The following is a 23,468-nucleotide window of genomic DNA, read 5'->3' as shown; positions in this document are numbered from 1 at the left end:
GTCAGACCGGCATCCGCATCGAGGTGACCGGGGTCAGCGGCAGCAGCTTCTTGCCGGTGGGACCGATCTGGATCTCGGTGTCCATCGACGGGCAGACACCGCAGTCGAAGCACGGGGTCCAGCGGCAGTCGTCCTGCTCGTACTCGGTCAGGGAGTCCTGCCAGTCCTGCCAGAGCCAGTCTTTGTCGAGGCCCGAGTCGAGGTGGTCCCAGGGCAGCACCTCGGACTGCTCGCGCTCGCGGGTCGTGAACCAGTCGAGGTCGACCCCGAACTGCGGGAGCACCTCGGCGCACGACTCGACCCAGCGCGCGTAGGAGAAGTGCTCGCTCCACCCGTCGAAGCGGCCGCCCTTTTCCCAGACCCGGCGGATGACCGTGCCCACCCGGCGGTCGCCGCGCGAGAGCAGTCCCTCGATCAGCGAGGGCTCGCCGTCGTGGTAGCGGTAGCCGATCGCCCGGCCCAGCGAGCGGTCCGAGTTGATCTCCTGCTTGAGCATCTGGAGGCGCGCGTCGATGACCTCGGGACGCTCCATCGGCGCCCACTGGAACGGGGTGTGCGGCTTGGGCACGAACCCGCCGATCGACACCGTGCAGCGGATGTCCTTGCTGTTGGCGGCGATGCGGCCGGCCTTGATCACCTCGTGGGCCATCCGGCCGATCTGCAGCACGTCCTCGTCGGTCTCGGTGGGCAGGCCGCACATGAAGTAGAGCTTCACCTGCCGCCAGCCGTTGGAGTAGGCGGTGACGACCGTCCGGATCAGGTCTTCCTCGGTCACCATCTTGTTGATGACCTTGCGGATGCGCTCGGAGCCACCCTCGGGCGCGAAGGTCAGGCCGGTGCGGCGCCCGTTCTTCGACAGCTCCTGGGCCAGGTCGATGTTGAACGCGTCGACCCGGGTCGAGGGCAGCGAGAGCGAGACGTTGGTGCCGGAATACTGCTCGGCCAGGCCGGAGCACATGTCACCGATCTCGGAGTGGTCGGCGCTGGACAGCGAGAGCAGGCCGACCTCGGTGAATCCGGAGTATTCGAGCCCGTCCTTGATCATCTGGCCGACCGTGGTGATCGACCGCTCCCGGACCGGGCGGGTGATCATGCCGGCCTGGCAGAACCGGCAGCCCCGGGTGCAGCCGCGGAAGATCTCCACCGCATAGCGCTCGTGGACCGTCTCGGCCAGCGGTACCAGCGGCTTCTTGGGGTAGGGCCACGCGTCGAGGTCCATCGTCGTGCGCTTGGCGACCCGGAACGGCACGTCGGGCCGGTTGGGCACCACGCGCTGGATGCGGCCGTCGGGCAGGTAGTCGACGTCGTAGAAGCGCGGGACGTAGATGCTCTCGGTGCGGGCCAGGCGCAGCAGCAGCTCGTCGCGGCCACCCGGGCGGCCCTCGGCCTTCCACTCCCGGATGATGCCGGTGATCTCGAGGACGGCCTCCTCGCCGTCGCCGAGCACGGCGGCGTCGATGAAGTCGGCGATCGGTTCGGGGTTGAAGCTGGCGTGGCCGCCGGCGAGGACGATCGGGTCGTCGTCGCCGCGGTCGGCGCTGTCGATCGGGATGCCGGCCAGGTCGAGGGCGGAGAACATGTTGGTGTAGCCGAGCTCGGTCGCGAAGGACAGGCCGAGCACGTCGAACGCCCGGACCGGGCGGTGCGCGTCGACCGTGAACTGCGGGACGCCGTGCTCCTTCATGAGGGCCTCGAGGTCGGGCCACACCGCGTAGGTGCGCTCGGCCAGCACGTCGGCCTGCTCGTTGAGCACCTCGTAGAGGATCTGGACGCCCTGGTTGGGCAGGCCCACCTCGTATGCGTCGGGATACATCAAAGCCCACCGCACCGTGGTGGCGTCCCAGTCCTTGACGACGGCGCCGAGCTCGCCGCCCACGTACTGGATCGGCTTGCTGACCCGGGGCAGCAGCTGCTCGAGCTGCGGGAAGACGGAACGTACGCTCATGGGCCTCTAGGGTACGCGGCTACCCGCCGATCTCCGCTGCCGCCCGGTCCAGATCGGTGGCCAGCACGTCCTCGCGGAAGGCGCACAGCTGGAGGGTCATCCGGGCCGCCCCCGACTCCCCGACCACGAGCCGGGTGGGCTTGCCGTGCTCGTTGAGATCACCGATCAACGCGTCGAGCAGGCGTACCCCGGCGCTGTCGAGGAACGAGACGGTGGTCAGGTCGATCAGCACCTTGCCGGCCTTCTGGATCCGCTCGACGATCGCCTTGCCGATCTCGGGCGCGTTGGCCAGGTCGATCTCGCCGCTCAGCGAGACGAGCTCGGCGTCACCGAACCGCGAGAAGGTGACCCACCGCTCCAGCTGCCCCGTCGGCACCGGAAGGCCACCGCGCGTGAACTCCATTACGACGCCTCCTGGCGGCCCCTGCGCATGGTGACCGTGGTGCCGTCGCCGCGGTCGAAGAGCACCTGATCCATCGATTCCCGGATCAGCTGCAGCCCCCGGCCGCGGGCCACGTCGGTGACCGGCCCGCGCCAGGTGCCGCGGTCGGTCACCCGCACCTCGACCGCGTCGTCGGTCACCGTGGCCACGACATCGATCATCCCGAACGGATCGTCACGATAGCCGTGCTCGATCGCGTTGGCCACCGCCTCGGAACACGCCAGCAGCACGGCGTCGCGGCACTCCGCTTCCACGCCGTGGGCGACCAGCCAGGCGCGCAGGTCGGCCCGCAGTAGGGCGATCTGCATCCGGTCGGCGCCGATCGTGCGCTCGATGCGTTCCTCGGTGCCCAGCGTCAGGCAGAGCATGCAGACGTCGTCGCTGTGGTCGCGGCCGACCAGGGTGTCGGCCAGACCGGCGGCCAGGCCCTGCAGCGGCGCGTCCCGCCGCCGCGCATATTCGCGGGCGAGCAGCTCGAAGCCCTTGTCGATGGGGCGGGTGCGGCGTTCGATGAGGCCGTCGGTGTAGAGCAGCAACCGGCTGCCCGGTGGGAGCCGGCGGCGGTGCTCGGTGCGCACCGTGTTGCCGGCCCGCGACCCGAGCGGGGCCGAGCGGGCCTGGAGCAGGTACTCCGGCGACCCGGTCGGCTCCTGCAGCAGCGGAGGCAGGTGACCGGCACACGAGTAGGCCACCTCGCCCGCCGGCAGGTCGATCTCGACGTAGGCGACCGTGGCCATACGCGCCGACTCGACCCGTTCGACGAACCGGTCCAGCCCCTCGATCAGCCGCGCCGGGCCGTTCTCGTTCCCGGCCAGGGCCCGTACGGCACTGCGCAGCTGCCCCATCGTCGTGGCGGCCTCTATTCCCCGGCCCACCACGTCGCCGACCACCACGGCCAGCTTGTCCTTGGTGATCAGGAACGCGTCGAACCAGTCCCCGCCGACCTCGAGATCGTGCGCGGCGGCCTGATAGTGGGTCTCGACCGCGAACCTGGTGTCACCGCCCGGCAGCGCACCCGCGAGCAGGCTGCGCTGCAGTGTCCGGGCGATCTGGCGTTCCTGCTCGTAGAGCCGCGCGTTCTCCAGCGCCAGCCCGGCCCGGTCGGCCAGCTCGACCAGGAAGGCCCGCTCGGCCGCGGCGCCCCGCCGGTCGGGCGCCATCCGCAGCGCCAGCGTGCCCAGCACCAGCCCGCGGGCGGTCAGCGGCAGCACCGAGCAGTCGAGCTGGTCGCCCTCGCCGGGGAAGGCCGGCTCGCCGCTCGCGGCCACCTTGCCCAGACGCTGGGACAGCAGCTCCTCGTCGGGCCGCGGTCCGCCGCCGGCCTCGACGACCGGGGTGGCCCCCACGTGCAGCCGGACCTCGGCCCAGTCGGCGATCTCGGGGACCGCCCGCTCGATCAGCCGGCGGGTGCGCGCCAGCAGCCGGTGCACCTCGTCGAGCGACCGGGTGGTCTCGGCCAGGAACGTGGCCCGTTCCTCGCGCCGGTTGGCGTCGTCGTAGAGGCGGGCCCGGTCGAGCGCCTGACCCGCCTGCTGGCCGAGGAGGCGGACCACCCGCAGCTCGCCGTCGGTCAGCCGGCGCTCGCCCTTGAAGCTGAACGCCAGCACCCCGAGCGTCTCGACCGTGGCGCTCTCGTCGGCCGGGCCGGTGGTCAGCGGCAGCAACACCACCGTGTTGCGGCCCGAGCGGCGCATCGTCTCGACCAGCTCGGGAAAGTGCGTCCGGGCCTCGGCGACCGAGCCGACCACGTGCAGATCGCCGCGCTCGGCGACCCGGGCCACCGCCCGCGGCGAGGAGCGGGGCATGTCGTCCCAGTTGCCGGTGGTGGGATCGGTCGAGGCCACCGCGACGATGCAGTCACGCTCGACGTCGACCAGATAGATGCTGCTGCTGGCGGCGCCGAACGCGGACTCCGGCGCGCGCACCACCGCCTCGGCCACCTCGGCCTCGGTCGGCGCCGCGGCCAGGTCGGCCACGATCTGCTGGAGCACCCGGACCCGGCGCTCGGAGGCCTCGGCGATCTGGCGGGCCAGCAGCAGTTCCTTCTCGTACTGGCGGCGCTCGGTGGCGTTGAAGACCATCGTGCGGATCGCCTTGGGCGAACCGGCGTCGTCGCGGCCCAGCGTCGAGTTGACCAGGGTGGGCAGCTGGCGGCCGTCCGAGCAGACCACGTCGAACGCCAGCTCGTGCACCTCGTCCTGCATGCGCAGCAACGGGGCGTAGTGAGTCTCGTGATAGATCTGCCCGCCCGAGGTGAGCAGGTCACGGAATCTCCGGTGGCCCACCAGCTCGCCGCGCGTGTATCCCGTCCAGTTCAGGAACGTCTGGTTGACCCGGACGATGGTGCCGTCCGGGAGCGTGGTCAGATACCCGCACGGCGCGTGGTCGTACAGGTCGTCGGGGTCTTCGTCCCAGGGCGGGCGCAACTCCTGCGTCACGTCCGGCCCACCAGAGTCACTCACGGTCCGCCGCTTCTACAGCCAGGCCTTCATGGCGTTGATGGTCTCTTCCGGGGCGCTCAGGTTGGGGCAGTGGCCGGTCGCGTTCATCTGGACGAGGGTGCTCCCGGCCGTGTGCTTGTGCACGTAGTCACCCACGACACCGGGCGCGATCACATCGTCCGAACACTGGAGGATCAGGGCCGGCGTCCGCAGCTTGAGCAGGTCGTCACGGTTGTCGGAGAGGAACGTGACCCGCGCGAACTTCTTCGCGATCTCGGGGTCGGTGCGGCAGAAGCTGTTGTTCAGTTCCTCGCCCAGCTCGGGCCGCTCGGGGTTACCCATGATCACCGGGGCCATCGTGCTCGACCAGCCGAGGTAGTTGCTGTCGAGCGAGTCGAGCAGCGACTCGATGTCGGCCCGGCCGAACCCGCCGGTGTAGCCCTCGTCGGGCTCGTTGATGTAGCGCGGCGAGGGGCCGATCAGCACCAGGCGGGCGAACCGCTCCGGCTCCTTGATCGCCGCGAGCACGCCGATCATGGCGCTCACCGAGTGGCCGACGAAGACGACGTTCCACAGATCGTTGTCGCGCAGGATCTCGAGGATGTCGTCGGCGTATCCGTCGAGCGAGGAGTAACGGTCATCGTCATAGGCCGACAGGTCGGATTTTCCGTTGCCGACGTGGTCGAAAAGGACGAGCCGGTGCGAGTCCGCGAAGGCCGGAGCGACGAGGCGCCACATGTTCTGGTCGCAGCCATACCCGTGGGCGAAAACCATCGGCTGACCGGTCGCGTTACCGGTCAAAGTGACGGCGTTTCTCTGTGTCGTTCTCATGTCCCGGTAACCATACGGCTCCACAGCGTCTTGCACATCGCCCTGGTTGTCCGGCATTTGCATCCCGAGTCCGGTCCCCCGGCCGGGCGGGTGGGTGGCATACCGCCTCTAACCTGGGAGTTGACCGCCTCGCCGGGGATCATGCCCGGCAGTGAAGGAGATCGACGGATGGCCGACCCGCAGCCGGAGGAGACTCGACCGGCGAACGGAGTGCCCGACCCGACCCGGCTGGACAACGGCTCGGAACCCTCCACGGTGGACGCGCCGGCCCGCTGGAGCGGCTCGGCCGCCGTGCCCGAGACGAACCCGAAGAAGCCGTGGTGGCGCCGGAACCAGGCGCCGCACGAGACCCCGGCGCCGGGTGCGCACGACGATCACTGGGCCACCACGCCCGCCGTCGACCCCTGGGCCGATCAGGACACGCCGTGGGACTCGTACGGCCTCGACCTCGAGGGCACCGAGGCCGAGGCGGCGACCCCGAGACCGGCCCCGCCGCTGCCGCCCCCGACGAGGATCGAGCCCCCGGCCGCCCCGCAACCGCCACCGACCCGGATCGAGCCCCCGGCTGCGCCACAGCCCCCGTCGCCACAGCCCCCACCGCCACAGCCCCCGCCGCCTCCGCCGCCGGTGCAGAAGCCGACCAACCGTCCGCCTGTCCCCGCGCCCCCGCCGCCGACCCGGAACGCCCCCAAGCTCTCCCGTAAGGAGCGGAAGGCCCGCAAACGCCGCGAGAACGCCGCGCCCCCGGTCAACCGGCTGCCGGTCTACGCCCGCCCGGTCCCGCCCCCACCGCCGTGGGCGGCCCCGCGCCCGGCCGCCCGCCCGATGCCGGCCCCGCCCCGGCGGAAGCGCCGCTGGGGCCGCCGCCTGGCCCTGCTCGGCCTGATCGGCGTGGTCTGCTGCTGCGGCGGCCCGCTGGCCTGGACCCAGTCCCCCGCCGGCGACCAATATCCGGTGTCCGCCGCGCTGCCCAACTCGTTCGCCGACCTCAAGCTGCGCGACACCGAGGACACCGGGCCCAACGGCTTCGCCGGCGTCTATCGCGACAGCCGGGGCAAGCGGGTCACCGTCTTCGGCGAGACCGGTTTCCGGCTGACCCCGGGTTCCGACGTGTCGGCCCACCTGACCAGCACCGCCGCCGAGTACGGCCTCAAGGACGTGCAGAGCTTCGACCTGGGCGAGTTCGGCGCGCACGAGCAGTGCGGGGTGGGCCGCGACGGCGGTGCCGCGGTGGTCGTCTGCGCCTGGGCCGACCACGGCAGCCTGGCCACCGTCCTGCTGACCCGCCGCTCGATCGACGACAGCGCCGATCTGGTCGCCCGTCTGCGCGATGCGGTGCTGACTCCGGGTTGATCGGCCGGGTTACCGGGCAGCATGACGGCATGACCCGCCGCTGGCTCTTCGCCGATCAGCTCGGCCCGCACTTCCTGGACGAGCCGAACCAGGAGGTGCTGCTGGTCGAGTCGAAGGCGGTGTTCCGGCGCCGGGCCTTCCACCGGCAGAAGGCGCACCTGATCCTGTCCGCCCTGCGGCACCGGGCCCAGGACGACGGCGTCCGGCTGGTCCGGGCTGACACCTACGCCGAGGCGGTCACGCAGAAGGTGACCGTCTGCCACCCGACCTCGCGGGCAGCCCGGGCGCTGGTCCATCGTCTGCCCGACGTCGAGGTGCTGCCACCGCGCGGTTTCGTGACCGCCCCGGCCGACTTCACGGCCTGGGCCAAGGGTCGCGACCACCTGCGCATGGAGGAGTTCTATCGGGACGCCCGGCAGCGCCACGGCATCCTGATGGACGGCGACGAGCCGGCCGGCGGCAAGTGGAACCTCGACCACGAGAACCGGGAACCACCACCGCGCGGCGCCGAGCGGCTCGACGTCCCGCCCGCGCCCGCGATCACCGAGGACGAGATCGACGAGCAGGTGCGGTCCGACCTCGACCGGTGGCAGCGCGAGGACGGCATCGAGTTCATCGGCAACGACGGCCCGCGCCTTTTCCCGGCCACCCGGCGCGAGGCGCTGGCCCGGCTCCGCCACTTCGTGACCCACCGGTTGCCCACGTTCGGCCCGTACGAGGACGCCATGCTCGCCGGTGACCCGTGGATGAGCCACAGCCTGCTCAGCTCGTCGATCAACCTCGGGCTGCTGGACCCGCTCGAGGTCGTCGAGCGCGCTGAGGAGGCGTACCGGAAAGGGAATGCTCCTCTGGCCGGAGTGGAGGGCTTCGTCCGGCAGATCATCGGCTGGCGCGACTTCATCTGGCACCTGTACTGGTACTTCGAGCCCGAGTACCGCGCCGCCAACGAACTGCACGCCCGTAAGGAGCTGCCGCGCTGGTTCGCCGACCTGGACGCGGACGCGGTCGAGGCCCGCTGCCTGTCCGATGTGCTGGCCGGGGTCCGCGACCGGGGCTGGGTGCATCACATTCCGCGCCTGATGGTGCTGGGCAACTACGCGATGCAGCGCGGCTGGCGGCCCGGTGCGGTGGCCGACTGGTTCCACCGCTCGTTCGTCGACGGCTACGAGTGGGTGATGACGGCCAACGTGATCGGGATGAGCCAGTTCGCCGACGCCGGGCGGATGAGTTCCAAGCCGTACGCGGGCGGGGGCGCCTATATCAAGCGGATGAGCGACTACTGCGGCGGATGCCGGTACGACCCCGGTAAGCGGGTCGGCGACGACGCGTGCCCGTTCACCGCCGGGTATTGGGCCTTCCTCGCGCGGAACGAGCAGGCCCTCACCGGCAATCACCGCATGCGGCAGCCACTCACCGGCCTGCGCCGGCTCGCCGACCTGGACGCGCTGGTCGAGCAGGAGAAGGCGCGCGGGAGCCGAGCGCCTTAGCTCTCCTTGGGTGCCTTGGCCGGGGCGTACCTCGGGACGTATTCCTGGCCGGTCAGTTTCTGGATCTCGGCCATCAACTCGTCGGTGAGCTGCCGCAGCGAGGTGCGGTCGTCGGCGCGGCCCTCGGGGTCGATCGGCTTGCCGAACTTGACCGTGACCACGCCCCGGGCCGGCCGGGGCAGAACCTGGCCGATGGGCTGCACCTTCTCGGTGCCGATCATGCCGACCGGGATGATCGGCACGTTGGCCGCGACCGCGAGCCGGGCCGCCCCGGTGCGGCCCCGGTAGAGCTTGCCGTCGGGCGAGCGGGTGCCCTCGGGATAGATGGCGACCGCGTCACCCGCCTTGAGCACCGGTATCGCACCGTCGAAAGCGGTCAGCGCGGCCCGCCCGCCGCCGCGCTCGACCCGGATCGCGCCGAGACCGTTCATCAGGTTGCGGTTGAACCAGCCCTTGACCCCGGTGCCGTCGAAGTAGTCGGATTTCGCCCAGAAGGCGAGGTGGCGGGGCTGCGCCGAGCCGAGGAAGAGCTCGTCAGCCACGGAGAGGTGGTTGCCGGCGAAGATGACACCGCCGGTCTTGGGGATGTACTCGAGGCCCTCGACGCGCGGGCGCCATCCGAGCATCATCGCGTTGCCGACGGTGAGCTTGCCGATCGTATAGAGCAGCGGCAACTGGGGTTCCTCCGGGGGACAAAGGACGTGCGCAAACGTGTGGGGAGCGCGGTCAGGGTATCGGACGAAATCCCGGAAGTCCCTGCCACTCCGGCGACCGGCCCGGACATTCACCGCAACGGCGGCAAATCTCCGGGCCGGGTTGCCGGTTTCACACGGTCAGCTTCCGCCTGCGCGCGCAAGGTCGCCAGGCCCCACCCGGTTTCAGCGCCGCGGCGCCGGCAAGGTGGTGCTCCAGAGCGACGTGCCCTCCCGGTCCCGCAGGTTGACGGTGAACGCCTTGGTCTCGGCGTCGATCTCGACCTCGCCGAAGTGCTGGAAGCCCTCGGCGGGCGACGTGTTGGCCACCGGCGGGGCGTTCACGAACGCCGTGCGCGGGCCGAACGTGGCGTCGAGCGCGTTGGGACCGAAGGCGCCCGCGTGGGCCGGTCCCGACACGAACTCCCAGAACGGCGTGAAGTCCTGGATCGCCGCCCGCGCCGGGTCGTAGTGCACGGCCTGGGTGTAGTGCACGTCGGCGGTGAGCAGCACGATCCCGGTCACCCGGTGCCGGTGGGCCGACTGCAGCACCTGGGCGAACTCCAGCTCGCGGCCCTTCGGCGCCCCCGGGTCACCCTGGGCCACACCCTCCTGCGCGGTCGCCCCGTCCGGCACGACCAGGCCCAGCGGCAGGTCGTTGGCGATCACCTTCCAGGTCGCCCGCGACTCGCGCAGACCCCGGATCAGCCACTCGCGCTGCTCCCGCCCGAGCAGGCCACGATTCGGGTCGGCGTACGTGTTGCCGTCGTTGACGTCCTTGAAGGTGCGCATGTCGAGCACGAAGATGTCGAGCAGCGGCCCGTACGAGATCTTGCGGTAGACCGGCCCGCTCCGCATCGGCGTCGGCACCCACTCGTGGTAGGCCTGGTGGGCCCGCTGGGCGAGCACGTCGACCCGCTTCTCGGTGTAGCGGGCGTCGTCCAGGATCTCGCCCGGATACCAGTTGTTGGTGACCTCGTGGTCGTCCCACTGGTTGATCTGGGCGACCTCGGCCGCGAACGCCTTGTAGGCGTCGTCCAGCAGGTTGTACGCGTACTGGCCGCGGTATTCCGTCAGGGTCTCGGCGACCTTGAGCTTCTCCTCGGTGATCAGATTGCGCCAGATCCGCCCGTCGGGCAGCGTCACCGTCTCGGCCAGCGGCCCGTCGGCATAGACCGTGTCCCCGCTGTGCAGCAGAAAGTCCGGCCGCCGCCGTCGCATCGATTCAAAGAGCTTCATTCCCCCGTACGCGGGATCGATGCCCCACCCTTGACCCGCGACATCACCGGTCCACACGAAGCGAACGTCCTCGCGCCGGGCAGGTGCCGTCCGCAGCGACCCGCTGACCGGAGCGCCGAACAGTCCGGGCCGTTCCAGGCTCTCCGCCCGCACCCGGTAGAAGAGCCGCTCGCCGGCCGGCAGCCCGCGCAAAGTCAGCTTGCCGGTGAAGTCGGTGCCGGGCGTGACCACCGGCCCGCGCAGCACCCGCGCCCCGCGGAAGTCGGGCCGCTTGCTGACATGCACCCACAGCCGTCCCGGCCGGTCCGCGCGGCTCCACACCACGGCCGACCCGCCTAAGGGATCACCACTCTGGACGCCATGGGTGAGCACCGGCCGCGACCCGGCCGCCGAATACGCGGGCGCGGCCCCGGCCAGCCCGGCCACGCCACCGGCCACCCCGGCGCGCAACAGATTACGTCGTGAGATCGAAGTCATAACTACGATGCCTATCGATCCCGCATGGCCCCCGGGTGACGCCCCCTTGAACGTTGGCATTCGGCACTGCTTCGAGGAGGTCGAGATCCGCCGGCGACGGCCTACGATTCACCGGTGATCCGGATCGAGATCGATGAGCCGACGCTGTCGCGGACGCGGATCGCGATCAGCCCGCTGGCCGAGGTCGCGTGCAGTGTCTTTCTGCTGCAGCGCAACCCCGCCACGGTGCCGTGGCCCTACGAGGCGTGGGCCCGCCGGGCGCGGGCGCTGACCGGGCCGGTCTCACTCTATTTTCAGCTGTCGTCGGTCTCGCCCGACTTTCTCATCCCGCCGCCGCTGACCGCGATGCCGACCATCGGCGAGCAGCTCGACCAGCTGCGTGACACCTCACCCGCGGTGATCGAGTCCGAGCTGGCCAAGCACTACCCGGACGGCGACCTGCCCGAGCTCATCCGGCCCTTCCGCGACGACCAGCGGGCGGCGCTCGGCCGGCTGGCCGACGGCGTGCAGGAGTACTGGGACACCGCGATCGCTCCCTACTGGCCGGTCATGCGGGCCGCGCTCGACGAGGAGGTGCTGCTGCGGGCCCGGGCGCTGGCCGCCGACGGGCCCGACGCGCTGCTCTCCCGGCTGCACGAGCGGATCAGCTGGGAGCGGCCGGTCCTCACCCTCAAGAAGCCGCTCGAGCAGTCCTTCGAGGCGGTCAACCAGCGGCTGCTCCTGGTTCCGCTGATCTTCTCGCGGGGTGCCCTGATGTGCTCGGGTGACCAGCCCGACCTGGTCATGGTCACCTACCAGTCGCGGGGCGCGGCGGTGCTGGCCGAGACCCCGGCTCCCCCGCTCGCCGACGACCGCCTCTCGATTCTGCTCGGCCGGGGACGCGCCGCCGTGCTGCGCGCGTTGAGCGTCCCGGCCACCACCACCGGCCTCGCCACCACGCTCGGTCTCGCCCCCAGCACCATCTCGGAACACCTCGGCGGCCTGCTCGCGGCCGGGGTGGTCCATCGGCGCCGGGCCGGCCGCCGGGTCCTCTACGGCCTCGAACCGGCCGGGACGGCCCTGGTCACCCTGCTGGGCGAGGATTCGGCGCGCACCGAATTCGTTTCCTAGACGCCGGTCGATTCCCTAGCGTTCGGCGCATGGGGAGAAGTGACCACGCCATCGAGGCGGTGGACCTGCGCCGCACCTACCGAGCCCGTACGGGCTGGCTCCGGCCCACCCGCACCGAGGTCGAGGCGGTCCGCGGGGTGACCTTCACGGTCGGCCGCGGCGAACTGTTCGGGCTGCTCGGGCCCAACGGCGCCGGCAAGACGACCACCATCAAGCTGCTCAACACGCTGCTCATCCCGACCTCGGGCACGGCCCGGGTGTGCGGTTTCGACGTCGAGAAGGACACCCGGGAGGTGCGGCGCCGGATCGGGTACGTGTTCGGGGGTGATCGCGGCCTGTACGACCGGCTGTCCGCGCTGGACAACCTGCGCTACTTCGCCGAGCTGTACGGGGTGGCGCCGCGCGAGCAGAAGCGCCGCATCGCCGAACTGCTCGACCTGGTCGGACTGGCCGGGCGGGAACGCGAGCGGGTCGAGGGCTACTCGCGGGGCATGCGGCAGCGCCTGCACATCGCCCGGGGCCTGCTGCACGGGCCCGACGTGCTGTTTCTCGACGAGCCGTCGATCGGGGTCGACCCGGTGGCCGCGCGGGAACTGCGGCGTACGGTGGCCGACCTGGCCGCGACCGGGACGACCGTGCTGCTCACGACGCACTACATGGCCGAGGCCGACGAACTGTGCGACCGGATCGCGGTGATCGCCGACGGGCAGATCCAGGCCTTGGGTACGCCGTCCGAACTGCGCCGCCGGGCCGACGGGCGCCGAGTGGTCGAGGTGGAGGCGTACGGCGTGCCGGAGAGCGCTGTGGATGCGTTGCGCGGACTTCCGGGCGTACGGGAAACGGCGGTTGAGGCTCGTGGGGCTCTGCAGTTGCTGACCGTCCACTCGGACGCGCACGTGGACGTTCAGGGTGACGTGTTGCGGGAGCTGTCGGGGATCCGGCTCGGCCGGGTGAACAGCCGCGAACCGACGCTCGAGGACGCATACGTGGCGATCGTGAGCGCCGCATGAGAACCGTCCGCATGCTCGCGATCGGGACGCTGATGCACGTCAAGCAGATCAGCCGCTCCCCCTTCGAACTCGCGATCGCCCTGGTCGTGCCGGTCGTGCAGGCCACCCTGGCGGTCTATCTGTTCCGCTCCGGCGGCGAGGAGCACCGTCTGCTCGAGGCCGCGGTCGGCGCCGGCGTCATGGGCGTGTGGTCGTCGGTGCTGTTCGGGTCGGGCGGCGCGATCCAGACCCAGCGCTGGATGGGCACCCTCGAGATGATCATGCTGGCGCCCCGGCGTCCGGTCCTGGTGATCCTCCCGATCACCATCGCCACCGGCCTGACCGGCATCTACGCCTTGCTCGCCACGCTGCTCTGGGGGCGTTTCCTGTACGGGATCAAGCTCGACTTCGCCCATCCGGTGGCGTTCGTCGTCGCGGCCGTCGTCTGCGTGGTCGCCCTGGGCATGTTCGGGCTGCTGCTGGCGTCGACGTTCGTGCTCATGCGCAACGCGAACGCGCTGGCCAACACGCTCGAATACCCGGTCTGGCTGGTCTCCGGCATGCTCCTGCCGATCACCGTGCTGCCCGCCTGGACCTCGCCGATCGCGGCCGCGCTGCCCACCACCTGGGGTGCGCGGGCGTTGCGCGAGGCGACCAGCGGCGGACCGGTCTGGCCGTCGGTGGGCATCTGCCTCGGCGTCAGCCTGCTCTGCCTGGTGCTGGGCGGACTGGCCCTGACTCACGTCGAACGCCGCGCCCGTGCGGCCGCCACCCTGGCCCTCGCATGAAGACGCTGCGCTTGATGGGCCTGGGCGGCGTGATCGCCTACCGCGCCCTGTTCAACTGGACGACGCCGGGCATGTTCGTCGGCACGCTGCTGGTCGGGCCGCTGTTCCAGCTGCTGTTCTTCGCCTATCTGGGCCGGCAGCTCCAGGTGGCCGACGACCGGTTCTACATCGTCGGCAACGCCGTGCTCACCGCGTCACTGGCCTGCGTGTTCGGCGGCACGATGGCGGTCGCCAACGAGCGCCGCTACGGGACGCTGGGCCATGTGCTGCTGTCGCCTCGCAGTCGCACGGCTATTTTCTGGGGGCGGGTCATCCCGTACGCGGGAAATGGTCTTCTGATTGCCGTGGTGACACTCGCCGTGGGCGCCCTGCTGCTCGGGCTCCGGATTCCGCTCGGTGCCCTGCCCGGGCTGCTGCTGGCCATGGCCGCCGGTTCGCTGGCGTGCGGCTTCTTCGGGCTGACGCTGGGGGCGCTCGGGCTGCGGTTCCGCGACGTGTGGGTCGTCTCGAACGTCTCGGTCGCCCTGTTGCTGCTGCTCACCGGGGTCAACGTGCCCGCGTCGGAGCTACCCGGCTGGATGGTCACCGTCGGTGGATGGCTGCCGATCACGCACGCGGCCGAGGCGGCCCGGCGACTCGCGGCCGGAGACGGACTGGCCGCGGCCGCACCCGCGCTCGGCCAGGAACTGCTGGTCGGGGCGGGCTACGCGGTCGCGGCCGTCGTGCTGCTCAAGATATTCGAGGTCGAGTCACGCCGGCGGGCGTCGCTCGACGCGCTCTAGCTAGAGCTTGGGAAACCAAAGGGCGAGCTCGCGGTTCGCGCTCTCCGGCGAGTCGGAGGCGTGCACCAGGTTCTCCCGGTTCGACAGCGCGAAGTCGCCCCGGATCGTGCCGGCGGCCGCCTTCCGGCCGTCGGTCGAACCGATCATCGCGCGTACGACCTCGATCACCTCGTCGCCCGACAGGACCACCGCGACCAGCGGGCCCGACGTCATGAAATCCTTGAGCGGCGGGTAGAAAGCCTTGTCGACGTGGTCGGCGTAGTGCTGGTCGGCGAGCGCCGCGTCCATCGTGCGCAGCTCCATCGCCTCGACCACCAGGCCCTTGCGCTCGAACCGGCCGAGGATCTCGCCGAGCAGTCCGCGACGGACCGCGTCAGGCTTGAGAAGCACGAGCGAACGCTCGGTGGGGCTGGACAACGAGTCCTCCATGGGTATTGAGGGGCTACGTTCAGCCTATCGGTACCACGTTGGCAGCGAGCACCAACGCCGGTACTACCGCACTTTCGCTCACACTGAGCCGGGCAATAACCTGACGGGGACGAGCGGGAGGTCCACATTGGCAAACCAGACCGGACGTCCGATCGCGCCGGCACGGAAGCTGGTCGCGGCGGTCGCAGGCACGATCGCGGTCTTCGTGGTCGCGCTGGGCTTCGGCATGTCCAGCCTGGGGGTGGTCATCTTCGGGGTCGCCCTGCTCGCCCTGGCGGTGGCCTTGGGCGTCGTCAACGTGGTGCGCCGGGGCGCCCGGGCCTGGGTGGCCGGCAGCGCCGAGGTCCGCTCGATCACCCCGCCCCCGGCGTCGACTTCGGTCTACGGCCGGGCCCGCATCCAGGCGGTGATCGTCGCCCCCGGTCTTCCGACCAGCGAGGTCGAGATCAACGAGTCCCGCATCCCGGTCGTGAAGTGGCCCGAGCCCGGCGACACCCTGCCGATCACGGTCGACGTCGACGACATGCGCCGCGTCCGGATCAACTGGGAAGAGGCCGCGCCCCGCGAACGCGGCGAAGACCCGCCGCCACCGGTCACCGACGACTACGACGATCCCGACGCCGACCTGGACGCCGACCTGCTGGGCGACCTCGAGCCCCCGCCGTGGACCAACCGCGCCCGTGACGAGGGCTGGAACCGCGACGACGACGATCCCCCGCCGCCACCGCCGCCGGGCAGTTCGCCGCCGCCACCGCCGCCCCCGCCGGGCCCGAGCGGCGGCGCCCGCACCGACGCGAGCCACGACTCGGAGGAGTATTCGGAGAGCCCGGTCGTGGTCCGCGACACGCCGGCCGGCCGCATCGTCGAGGGCGAGTTCGTCGACCACAACGACCGGCCGACGCCGCTGCCCCGCCGGGCCGCCGCCCGCGACAACGCCGCGTACGCGTCCTCGTCCTACCCCGATCCCGACCCGGCCGACGAATCCGCGGCCGCTCCTGACTCGGCGCCGGCCGACTCCGGTCACGGATCGCCTCGTTCCGCCGCAGACTCCGATTACGCGCCGCCCGGCCCAGCTACCACCGACTCGGGCTCCACGGCGCCCCGCGCTGCCGCCAGCTCCGACTACGCGACGCCTGGCCGGGACGCAGACTCGGACTACCCGCCGCCCCGCGCTGCCGCCGCCTCCGATTATCCGTCGCCCGACTCGGACTACGCATCGCCCGACGCTGCCGGCAGCTCCGGTTATGCGTCGCCCAGCGCGGCCGCCACCGCGGGCGCAGCCGCCGCCGGTGCTGCGGCCGGCGCCGCGGCGTCCCGCCCGACCGGCACGCGTCCCAGCCCCCACCCCCGAGGCCGCGGGGCGACCGCCACCGCCTCGGCCGAGCCGTCCGGTCCGCCCTCGCAGCGTGAGCCCCACCCCGACGACGCCCTGGGCACCGACATCCCGCTCGACGACCCGCACCCCTACGAGCGGCCCGAGCCGACCGTCGCGTCGACCCCGCCCACCCCGTCGCCGGTCAGCTCGTTCCCGACGGCACCGCCACCGACGACTCCGCCGCCGACCGCGCCCCCGCCCTCCACACCGCGCCCGTCCACCCCGTCGGCCCGCCCGGCACCGGACGACGAGATCGACCTCCTCCTCGACGGCGACCCCGACCCGGCCCCCGAGTCCACTCCAGCGGCGGCCGGCGCCGTGGCCGACGACCTGATCGCGCCCCCGGTCGAAGAGAACCCACGCGTCCACCCGTCCACCCGCTTCGTCACGAACGCGGCCCACGACGCCAGCACCCCCGCCGAGCCCGAGCCCGCTCCCGCTCAGCCCGAGAAGCACACCGGCCTGTTCGCCGGAGCCGTAGGCGCGGTCGCCGCAGCCGCCGCAGCCGCCGTCCGCAAGGTGACCGACCGCGACCGCCCCACCCGCGAACCGATCGCCGACGAAGAGGTCACCACACCCCTCGCCCGGCCCACATCTCCGGCGCCATCCACGGGTCCGGCCTCCGACCCGTTCCCCGACGAGCCGTCGCCCACTACGGCTCACGGGGAACCCGCCTCTTCCGACGCATCGCGAACTGGGCGCCTCGGAGTCGACCAGAGCGACACGTCCGCCACTGCCTCGGGCGCAATTCCCAGCGAACCCGACGCCCCTGCATCCGGCACTTCGGCCAGTTCCGGTCCCGGGGGTATCGGTTCGCCCTCACCCGAGGCCGCCCCGTTCTTTGAGTCCGCCCTGCTCGACGAGGAGACCACCACCCGCCTGCCCCCGCCCGGTTTCGTGCAGTCGTCGGCCGCCCAAGGATCGAATCAGCCCGATCCGAGTTCAGCGCCCGCCTCCGAGCAGCCGGACGACCCGCAGGCGGCCACGAGCTCCGAGCCCGCCGCCGACGGCCGGAACGCGCACACGTCGGTCGCCGGACCGGGCAGCCCGACGCATCCCAAGACGTCCCCCGCCGCGGCCGCACTGGCCGCAGCCGCTGCCGCCGCCGCGGCACAGGACCGGGGTCCCTGGGCCGACCTGGCCGGCAACTCCGACCCGGACGACAGCGCCGCCGACGTGATCACCGCCTATCCGAGCGCCCGTCCCGGCCCCGCCGGTGCGATCCACGGCGTAGGCATCACCGTGCTGGTCACCGACCTGAACCGGTCGGCCGCGTTCTATCGGGACACGCTCGGCTTCTACGAGATCGACCGCGGCGACGGCAGCGCCGTGCTCGCCTCGGGCGATACCCGGCTGGTCCTGCGCACGGTCCACGACCTGTCCGCCGAGGCGGGCCGGCTCATCTACCTGAACCTCGAGGTCGGCGACGTGGAAGCCGTCTATCAGGAACTGGTGACCAAGGGCGTCGAGTTCGTCCACCCGCCGCGCCCGGTGAACCGCGGCGACCGCCTGGAACTCTGGTCGGCCACCTTCCGCGACCCCGACGACCACAACATCGCCATCACCCAGTGGCGAGCCATCCGCTGAGCCGACCCCGACCGGGCCCGCCCAGGAGCGGACCTGGGCGGGAGGCCTACCCGAGGATCGTCCGCCGGACGTAGAGGGCGTAGACCCAGGCCGCCCCGAAGATCAGCCCCAGGACGGCCAGCGACCAGTGGAACAGGCCGCTGGCCAGCAACAGGACCTGCAGGACGGTGCCCGCGTTCCACGCCCAGCTGCGGCGCATCATCCCGGCCAGCAGCGCCGCCAGCACGGCCAGAGCGATCACCGACGCGATACCCCACTCGTTGAGGTCGCCGCCCATGATCCGGATCGGTTGAATACCGAGCAGCAGCACGATGGCCTCGAGGACGAGGGTTCCCGCACCCAAGCCCCGTACGGCCGCCTGGGGATTGCGAAGCCCCGACCGTGGAGCCTCGCCGTCCGTTCCGTCGGCGGGTGGCGGGGGCGTGGTCATCGCTTCAGCAGCTTCCGGGCGTCCGCGACCGTGACCACCGACCCCGTGATGATGACGCCGACCCCGCTGAGCTCGCCCGACGTGTCCTCCTCGGCGATCACCACCGCCTCCTCGATCGCGTCCGGCATGGTCTGCGCGACCGTCACCCGGTCTTCGCCGAAGATGTCCGTCGCCAGCTGTGCCAGCTCGTCCACCGGCATCGACCGCGGCGAGCTGTTCTGCGTCACCACGATCCGCGCCGCCACCGGCTCGAGCAGGTCGAGCAGCCCCGAGGCGTCCTTGTCGGCCAGCACCGCCACCACCGCGACCAGGTGCCGGAACGAGAACTCGTCCTCCAGCGCGCTCACCGTCGCCGCCATGCCGTGCGGGTTGTGCGCACCGTCGAGCAGGATCGTCGGCGCGCTGCGCACCCTCTCCAGACGCCCGGGCGAGTCGACCTGAGCAAAGCCTTCCCGTACGAGTTCCAGCTCCAACTGCTTCCCGGAACCCGCCCCGAGGAACGCCTCGACCGCCGCCAGCGCGAGCGCCGCGTTCTGCGCCTGGTGCGCCCCGAAGAGCGGGAGGAAGATCTCGTCGTACACGCCCCCGAGCCCCTGCAGCGTGAGCACCTGACCGCCGACCGCCTGGGTCCGCTCGATCACGCCGAACTCGCTGCCCTCGCGGGCCAGGGTTGCGCCCATCTCGGCGCAGCGCTCGAGGATGGGCCGCATGGCCTCCTCGGTCTGCAGCGAGCTGATCACGGTGGCGCCCTTGTGGATGATGCCGGCCTTGGCCCAGGCGATGTCTTCGATGGTGTCGCCGAGCCACTCGGTGTGGTCGAGCCCGATCGGGGTCATCACGCACACCCCGGCCTCGATGACGTTGGTCGCGTCCTCCTCGCCGCCCAGTCCCACCTCGACGACAGCGATGTCCACCGGGGCGTCGGCGAAGGCCGCGTACGCCATCGCGGTCGTCAGGTCGAAGTAGGTCAGCGGCTCCGAGTTGCGGGCGTCGATCAGGTCGGCCAGCGGCGAGACCTCGTCGTACGTGGCCGCGAGCTTCTCCTCCGAGATCGGCTCGCCGTCCAGGCTGATCCGCTCGCGTACGGTCTCGAGGTGGGGGCTCGTGTAGCGCCCGGTGTGCAGGCCGTGCGCCCGCAGCACCGCGTCGATCATCCGGGCCGTGCTGGTCTTGCCGTTCGTGCCGGTCAGGTGGATCGCCGGGTAGGCCCGCTGCGGGCTGCCGAGCACGTCCATCAGGTCCCGGATCTTCTGCATGTCGAAGGCGATGCGGGTGAAGCCGCGCCCGTCGAGCGCGGCTTCCACCTCGGCGTAAGTGCTCATGCTGAGGGCAACGCTTCCAGAGCCGCGGCAATTCGCGTGAGATCGGCCTCAGCCGTGACCAGGCGATCCTTGATCTTCGCCACGACCTGCTCGGGTGCCTTCCCGATGAACGACTCGTTGCCGAGCTTGCCCCGGCACTGGGCCGCTTCCTTCTCGGCCGCCGCGCGGTCCTTCTCGAGGCGCGCCCGCTCGGCCGCCACGTCGATCGTGCCGCGGGTGTCGAGGTCGACCGTGATCGCCCCGGACACCGCGAGCGTCGCCGTGGCCGTGAAGCCGTCGGCCGGCGGGTCGAGCCGGGCCAGCGAGCGGATCAGCGACTCGTGCGTGTCGATGCCGACGTTGCCCAGGCCGGTGAGCGCCGCCGCGACCCGCTGGCTCGGCTTGAGCCCCTGGTCGGAGCGGAACCGCCGGACCTCGGTCACGACCTTTTGCAGCGCGGCCAGCTCCTCCTCGGCGGCGTCGTCGATGAGTTCCTTGTCGGCCGCCGGCCACTGCGCCTTGACGATCGTCTCGCCACCGGTGAGCGCGATCCACAGCTCCTCGGTCACGAACGGGATCACCGGGTGCAGCAGCCGCAGCAGCTGGTCGAGCACGTGGCCCAGAACGCGCCGGCTCGGGGCGGCATCGTCCGAGGCCAGCACCGGCTTCGACAGCTCGAGGTACCAGTCGCAGACGTCGTCCCACGCGAAGTGGTAGAGCGTGTCGCAGACCTTGGCGTACTCGTACGTGGCGAAGTATTCGTCCACCTCGCCGATCACGTGCTGCAGGCGCGACAGGATCCACTTGTCGATCGCCGACAGCTCGTCCTGAGCCGGCAGCGGACCCTCGACCGTGGCCCCGTTCATCAGCGCGAACCGGGTCGCGTTCCAGAGCTTGTTGCAGAAGTTGCGCGAGCCCTGGCACCACTCCTCGCTGATCGGCACGTCGGAGCCGGGGTTGGCGCCGCGGGCCAGCGTGAAGCGGGTGGCGTCGGCGCCGTACCGCTCGATCCAGTCGAGCGGGTCGACCACGTTGCCGAACGACTTGGACATCTTCTTGCCCTGGCCGTCGCGCACCATGCCGTGCAGGTTGACCACGTTGAACGGCTGCACGTCGTCCATCGCGTAGAGCCCGAACATCATCATCCGGGCGACCCAGAAGAACAGGATGTCGTAGCCGGTGACGAGCACGCTGGTCGGATAGAACTTCTCCAGCTCCGCCGTCTGCTGGGGCCAGCCCATGGTCGAGAACGGCCACAGCGCCGACGAGAACCAGGTGTCGAGCACATCTTCGTCCTGGGTGTAGCCGGCCGGCGCCTCTTCGTCCGGTCCGACGCAGACGACCTCGCCGTCCGGCCCGTACCAGACCGGGATGCGGTGGCCCCACCACAACTGACGCGAGATGCACCAGTCATGCATGTTGTCGACCCAGGCGAAGTAACGCTTGGACAGCTCGGCCGGCTCGATCGTGACGCGACCGTCCCGTACGGCGTCGCCGGCCTTCTTCGCCAGCGGACCCGTGTTGACGAACCACTGCAGCGACAGCCGCGGCTCCACGGTCGTCTTGCACCGCGAGCAGTGCCCGACCGAGTGCACGTACGGCCGCTTCTCGGCCACGATCCGGCCCTCTTCGCGCAGAGCGGCGACGATCGCGGGCCGGGCCTCGTAACGGTCGAGCCCCTCGAACGGACCGTGCACGGTGACTACCGCACGCTCGTCCATCATGGTGATGCTCGGCAGGTTGTGCCGCTGGCCGATCTCGAAGTCGTTCGGGTCGTGCGCCGGCGTCACCTTGACCGCACCCGTACCGAAGGAAGGGTCGACATGCTCGTCGGCGACGATCGGGATGCGCCGCCCGGTGAGCGGCAGCTCGACCTCGGTGCCGATCAGGTGCTTGTAGCGCTCGTCGTCCGGGTGGACGGCCACCGCGGTGTCACCCAGCATCGTCTCGGCCCGCGTGGTCGCGACGACGATCGCGTCGGGCCCGTCGCCGTAACGGATCGAGACGAGCTCGCCCTCGTCGTCGGTGTGCTCGACCTCGATGTCGCTGAGCGCCGTCAGGCAGCGCGGGCACCAGTTGATGATGCGGTTGGCCCGATAGATCAGCTCGTCGTCGTAGAGCCGCTTGAAGATCGTCTGCACGGCACGGGACAGGCCCTCGTCCATCGTGAACCGCTCACGCGACCAATCCACCGAGTCGCCCAGCCGGCGCATCTGCCCGAGGATCTTGCCGCCGCTCTCGGCCTTCCACTCCCAGACCTTCTGGACGAACTCCTCCCGCCCCAGGTCGTGCCGCGACAGCTGCTGCGCGGCGAGCTGACGCTCCACCACGTTCTGCGTCGCGATGCCGGCGTGGTCCATGCCCGGCAGCCACAGCACCTCGAAGCCCTGCATCCGCTTGAGACGCGACAACGTGTCCTGGATGGTGTGGTCAAGGGCGTGCCCGACGTGCAGGGAGCCGGTCACGTTGGGCGGCGGGATGACGATCGAGAACGCGGGCTTGTCGCTCGCCGGGTCGGCGGTGAAGTAGCCCTCGGTTACCCACTGCTCGTACCGCCGCTGCTCTACCTCGCCCGGCTGATACTGGGCGGAGAGGCCACCGGTGGGCCGGCTGTCGGGGGTGCGCTGCTGGGTCGTCTCGGTCACCCGACAAGTCTAGTGATGCCTCGCCCGAACCCCGAATTCGCATCGCCCGTGCTTGCTACGCTCCTGCAATGCCCGAGCCCGGCCCCAACCCGATCGACATCGGCACCCTGCCGCCCGACCCTTCCATGGAGTTCGCCGCCGACGAGGGCGAGGCCGACGCGCATGCCGAGACAAAACCCCGTTTCCCCGTACGCCGTGTCCTGATCGTCGTCGTCCTCCTGATAGCGGCCGCAGGCGTGGCAACGCTGGGTGTAACCAGTTGGCGCATCATCGCCCAGAAGGACGCGACGATGTCCGTCCCTCAGCGCATCGGCAACCTGGTCGTTGACGGCTCGGAAAACGGCGTAACCACAGCCGACTACCTACAGACGGCCCTGGCCGCCGAGGTAGAGCTAGACCACACGGTGGGTGCCGTCTACCAGGAGGCCGGCGAGAAGGACGTCCTGTTCCTGGGCGGCACCGGCCTGATCTGGACCCCGTCCCGCGACCTCGACTCGGCCATGACCCTGATCTCCGACAAGGAGGGCTCGGTCACCAACCTGCACGAGGTGGACCCCGGCCCACTGGCCGGCGTCATGAAGTGCGGAATCACCAAGACCCCAGACGGCGACCTGACCGTCTGCGGCTGGGCCGACCACGGCAGCCTGGCCTTGGCCATGTTCAACAACCGCACCGAAGCCGAGGCGGCCCCACTGATGCGAGACATCCGAAACGCCGCCGAAAAGCGCTGACGACCCAAACAAAAAAGGCCGTGCTCACAGAGCACGGCCTTTCCTTTTTCGTCGAGCAGCACGGTTACCAGGACGGGGCTTACGCACGGCCTCCAGCGGCTCGAGCCTGACGGAAAGCTCGGGTAAAGACAAAGACGCCGACGCCCGATCAGAGGTGGGCTGAAGTGCCGGCAAAGCGCACACTCCAGATCGGCTGGCCCACGAATGTGAGGGCCCGACTCGAACTGCAGATTTAGGCCTAGAAATGACAGTAGGCCCACCCCGTATGGGGTGGGCCTACTGTTTCACGTTGAGTCCGGCGGCGTCCTACTCTCCCACACCCTCCCGAGTGCAGTACCATCGGCGCTGGAGGGCTTAGCTTCCGGGTTCGGAATGAGACCGGGCGTTTCCCCTC

The 23,468-nt window shown here is 70.8% G+C and carries 18 protein-coding genes and 1 rRNA gene; 8 read left to right on the top strand and 11 right to left on the bottom strand.

Features of this window, described 5'->3' with window-relative positions; genetic code table 11:
• Position 1 precedes the first annotated feature (1 nt).
• Genes KOI35_RS40035 through KOI35_RS40020 form a run of 4 tightly spaced genes read right to left on the bottom strand, consistent with a single transcriptional unit; the run spans position 2 to position 5,659 of the window.
• Positions 2–1,945: a TIGR03960 family B12-binding radical SAM protein gene (locus KOI35_RS40035; RefSeq protein ID WP_215794713.1), complete on the bottom strand. Its 1,944-nt coding sequence runs from the start codon at positions 1,943–1,945 to the stop codon at positions 2–4.
• 19 nt (positions 1,946–1,964) lie between these two features.
• Complete coding sequence (locus KOI35_RS40030) at positions 1,965–2,348, bottom strand: STAS domain-containing protein (protein ID WP_215794710.1); 384 nt, start codon at positions 2,346–2,348, stop codon at positions 1,965–1,967.
• Positions 2,348–4,849, bottom strand: a complete 2,502-nt coding sequence (locus KOI35_RS40025) for a SpoIIE family protein phosphatase (RefSeq protein ID WP_308121363.1) — start codon at positions 4,847–4,849, stop codon at positions 2,348–2,350. Before KOI35_RS40025 ends, KOI35_RS40030 begins: the two co-directional genes overlap by 1 nt.
• A 12-nt stretch (positions 4,850–4,861) precedes the next feature.
• Entirely contained in the window at positions 4,862–5,659 is a 798-nt protein-coding gene (locus KOI35_RS40020) for an alpha/beta fold hydrolase (protein ID WP_215794708.1), read from the bottom strand.
• A 168-nt stretch (positions 5,660–5,827) separates the two neighbouring features.
• Here KOI35_RS40020 and KOI35_RS40015 point away from each other — a divergent pair, with 168 nt between their 5' ends.
• On the top strand, positions 5,828–7,012 hold the full coding sequence (locus tag KOI35_RS40015) for a hypothetical protein (RefSeq protein ID WP_215794706.1): 1,185 nt from the start codon (positions 5,828–5,830) through the stop codon (positions 7,010–7,012).
• Between the two features lie 29 nt (positions 7,013–7,041).
• On the top strand, positions 7,042–8,499 hold the full coding sequence (locus tag KOI35_RS40010; protein ID WP_215794703.1) for a cryptochrome/photolyase family protein: 1,458 nt from the start codon (positions 7,042–7,044) through the stop codon (positions 8,497–8,499).
• On the opposite strand, the gene KOI35_RS40005 is transcribed toward KOI35_RS40010, so the two are convergent.
• Both KOI35_RS40005 and KOI35_RS40000 read right to left on the bottom strand, forming a co-directional pair.
• Positions 8,496–9,173 carry a lysophospholipid acyltransferase family protein gene (locus KOI35_RS40005; protein ID WP_215794701.1) on the bottom strand — a complete coding sequence of 226 codons (678 nt, stop codon included), beginning with the start codon at positions 9,171–9,173 and terminating at the stop codon, positions 8,496–8,498. The genes KOI35_RS40010 and KOI35_RS40005 overlap by 4 nt on opposite strands.
• Positions 9,174–9,377: 204 nt before the next feature.
• Entirely contained in the window at positions 9,378–10,907 is a 1,530-nt protein-coding gene (locus tag KOI35_RS40000) for an alkaline phosphatase D family protein (RefSeq protein ID WP_215794699.1), read from the bottom strand.
• A 114-nt stretch (positions 10,908–11,021) separates the two neighbouring features.
• Here KOI35_RS40000 and KOI35_RS49180 point away from each other — a divergent pair, with 114 nt between their 5' ends.
• From KOI35_RS49180 to KOI35_RS39980, 4 genes are read left to right on the top strand one after another with little or no spacing between them, the layout of a single operon-like run.
• On the top strand, positions 11,022–12,017 hold the full coding sequence (locus tag KOI35_RS49180) for a winged helix-turn-helix domain-containing protein (protein WP_215794697.1): 996 nt from the start codon (positions 11,022–11,024) through the stop codon (positions 12,015–12,017).
• 29 nt (positions 12,018–12,046) lie between these two features.
• Positions 12,047–13,027, top strand: a complete 981-nt coding sequence (locus KOI35_RS39990; RefSeq protein ID WP_215794695.1) for an ABC transporter ATP-binding protein — start codon at positions 12,047–12,049, stop codon at positions 13,025–13,027.
• Positions 13,024–13,794, top strand: a complete 771-nt coding sequence (locus KOI35_RS39985) for an ABC transporter permease (protein WP_246614574.1) — start codon at positions 13,024–13,026, stop codon at positions 13,792–13,794. Before KOI35_RS39990 ends, KOI35_RS39985 begins: the two co-directional genes overlap by 4 nt.
• Complete coding sequence (locus tag KOI35_RS39980; RefSeq protein WP_215794693.1) at positions 13,791–14,576, top strand: ABC transporter permease; 786 nt, start codon at positions 13,791–13,793, stop codon at positions 14,574–14,576. Before KOI35_RS39985 ends, KOI35_RS39980 begins: the two co-directional genes overlap by 4 nt.
• Here KOI35_RS39980 and ndk read toward each other — a convergent pair whose 3' ends face one another.
• On the bottom strand, positions 14,577–15,005 hold the full coding sequence (gene ndk, locus KOI35_RS39975; RefSeq protein WP_215794691.1) for a nucleoside-diphosphate kinase: 429 nt from the start codon (positions 15,003–15,005) through the stop codon (positions 14,577–14,579).
• Positions 15,006–15,132: 127 nt separating this feature from the next.
• Between ndk and KOI35_RS48640 the strand changes: the two genes are divergently transcribed.
• Positions 15,133–17,967, top strand: coding sequence for a VOC family protein (locus KOI35_RS48640; protein WP_281420504.1), 2,835 nt, complete (start codon positions 15,133–15,135; stop codon positions 17,965–17,967).
• Positions 17,968–18,013: 46 nt separating this feature from the next.
• Here the strand turns inward: KOI35_RS48640 and KOI35_RS39965 are convergent, their stop codons facing one another.
• The 3 genes from KOI35_RS39965 to KOI35_RS39955 are packed head-to-tail and all read right to left on the bottom strand — an operon-like array spanning position 18,014 to position 22,343.
• Positions 18,014–18,397 carry a DUF4233 domain-containing protein gene (locus KOI35_RS39965; protein WP_215794689.1) on the bottom strand — a complete coding sequence of 128 codons (384 nt, stop codon included), beginning with the start codon at positions 18,395–18,397 and terminating at the stop codon, positions 18,014–18,016.
• Positions 18,394–19,719 carry a bifunctional folylpolyglutamate synthase/dihydrofolate synthase gene (locus KOI35_RS39960; RefSeq protein ID WP_215794687.1) on the bottom strand — a complete coding sequence of 442 codons (1,326 nt, stop codon included), beginning with the start codon at positions 19,717–19,719 and terminating at the stop codon, positions 18,394–18,396. The genes KOI35_RS39965 and KOI35_RS39960 overlap by 4 nt, the downstream gene beginning before the upstream one ends.
• Positions 19,716–22,343, bottom strand: coding sequence for a valine--tRNA ligase (locus tag KOI35_RS39955; protein ID WP_215794684.1), 2,628 nt, complete (start codon positions 22,341–22,343; stop codon positions 19,716–19,718). Before KOI35_RS39955 ends, KOI35_RS39960 begins: the two co-directional genes overlap by 4 nt.
• 68 nt (positions 22,344–22,411) lie before the next feature.
• Here KOI35_RS39955 and KOI35_RS39950 point away from each other — a divergent pair, with 68 nt between their 5' ends.
• Positions 22,412–23,074: a hypothetical protein gene (locus tag KOI35_RS39950; protein WP_215794682.1), complete on the top strand. Its 663-nt coding sequence runs from the start codon at positions 22,412–22,414 to the stop codon at positions 23,072–23,074.
• 293 nt (positions 23,075–23,367) lie between these two features.
• On the opposite strand, the gene rrf is transcribed toward KOI35_RS39950, so the two are convergent.
• Positions 23,368–23,468: ribosomal RNA gene (gene rrf / locus KOI35_RS39945) — 5S ribosomal RNA — on the bottom strand; the annotation flags it as partial.

This window comes from Paractinoplanes bogorensis (genome assembly GCF_018829635.1).
GTDB lineage: Bacteria > Actinomycetota > Actinomycetes > Mycobacteriales > Micromonosporaceae > Actinoplanes > Actinoplanes bogorensis.
The sequence above is the reverse complement of the archived record's forward strand: the minus strand, read 5'-3'. Positions and strand labels throughout refer to the sequence as shown.

Coding starts and splice junctions, on each gene's coding strand:
- KOI35_RS40020 (WP_215794708.1), bottom strand. CDS start 5,659: ATGAGAACGACACAGAGAAACGCCGTCACTTTGACCGGTAACGCGACC.
- KOI35_RS39990 (WP_215794695.1), top strand. CDS start 12,047: ATGGGGAGAAGTGACCACGCCATCGAGGCGGTGGACCTGCGCCGCACC.
- KOI35_RS39965 (WP_215794689.1), bottom strand. CDS start 18,397: ATGACCACGCCCCCGCCACCCGCCGACGGAACGGACGGCGAGGCTCCA.
- KOI35_RS40035 (WP_215794713.1), bottom strand. CDS start 1,945: ATGAGCGTACGTTCCGTCTTCCCGCAGCTCGAGCAGCTGCTGCCCCGG.
- ndk (WP_215794691.1), bottom strand. CDS start 15,005: ATGGAGGACTCGTTGTCCAGCCCCACCGAGCGTTCGCTCGTGCTTCTC.
- KOI35_RS39960 (WP_215794687.1), bottom strand. CDS start 19,719: ATGAGCACTTACGCCGAGGTGGAAGCCGCGCTCGACGGGCGCGGCTTC.
- KOI35_RS40000 (WP_215794699.1), bottom strand. CDS start 10,907: ATGACTTCGATCTCACGACGTAATCTGTTGCGCGCCGGGGTGGCCGGT.
- KOI35_RS39980 (WP_215794693.1), top strand. CDS start 13,791: ATGAAGACGCTGCGCTTGATGGGCCTGGGCGGCGTGATCGCCTACCGC.
- KOI35_RS40030 (WP_215794710.1), bottom strand. CDS start 2,348: ATGGAGTTCACGCGCGGTGGCCTTCCGGTGCCGACGGGGCAGCTGGAG.
- KOI35_RS39985 (WP_246614574.1), top strand. CDS start 13,024: ATGAGAACCGTCCGCATGCTCGCGATCGGGACGCTGATGCACGTCAAG.
- KOI35_RS39950 (WP_215794682.1), top strand. CDS start 22,412: ATGCCCGAGCCCGGCCCCAACCCGATCGACATCGGCACCCTGCCGCCC.
- KOI35_RS40010 (WP_215794703.1), top strand. CDS start 7,042: ATGACCCGCCGCTGGCTCTTCGCCGATCAGCTCGGCCCGCACTTCCTG.
- KOI35_RS40015 (WP_215794706.1), top strand. CDS start 5,828: ATGGCCGACCCGCAGCCGGAGGAGACTCGACCGGCGAACGGAGTGCCC.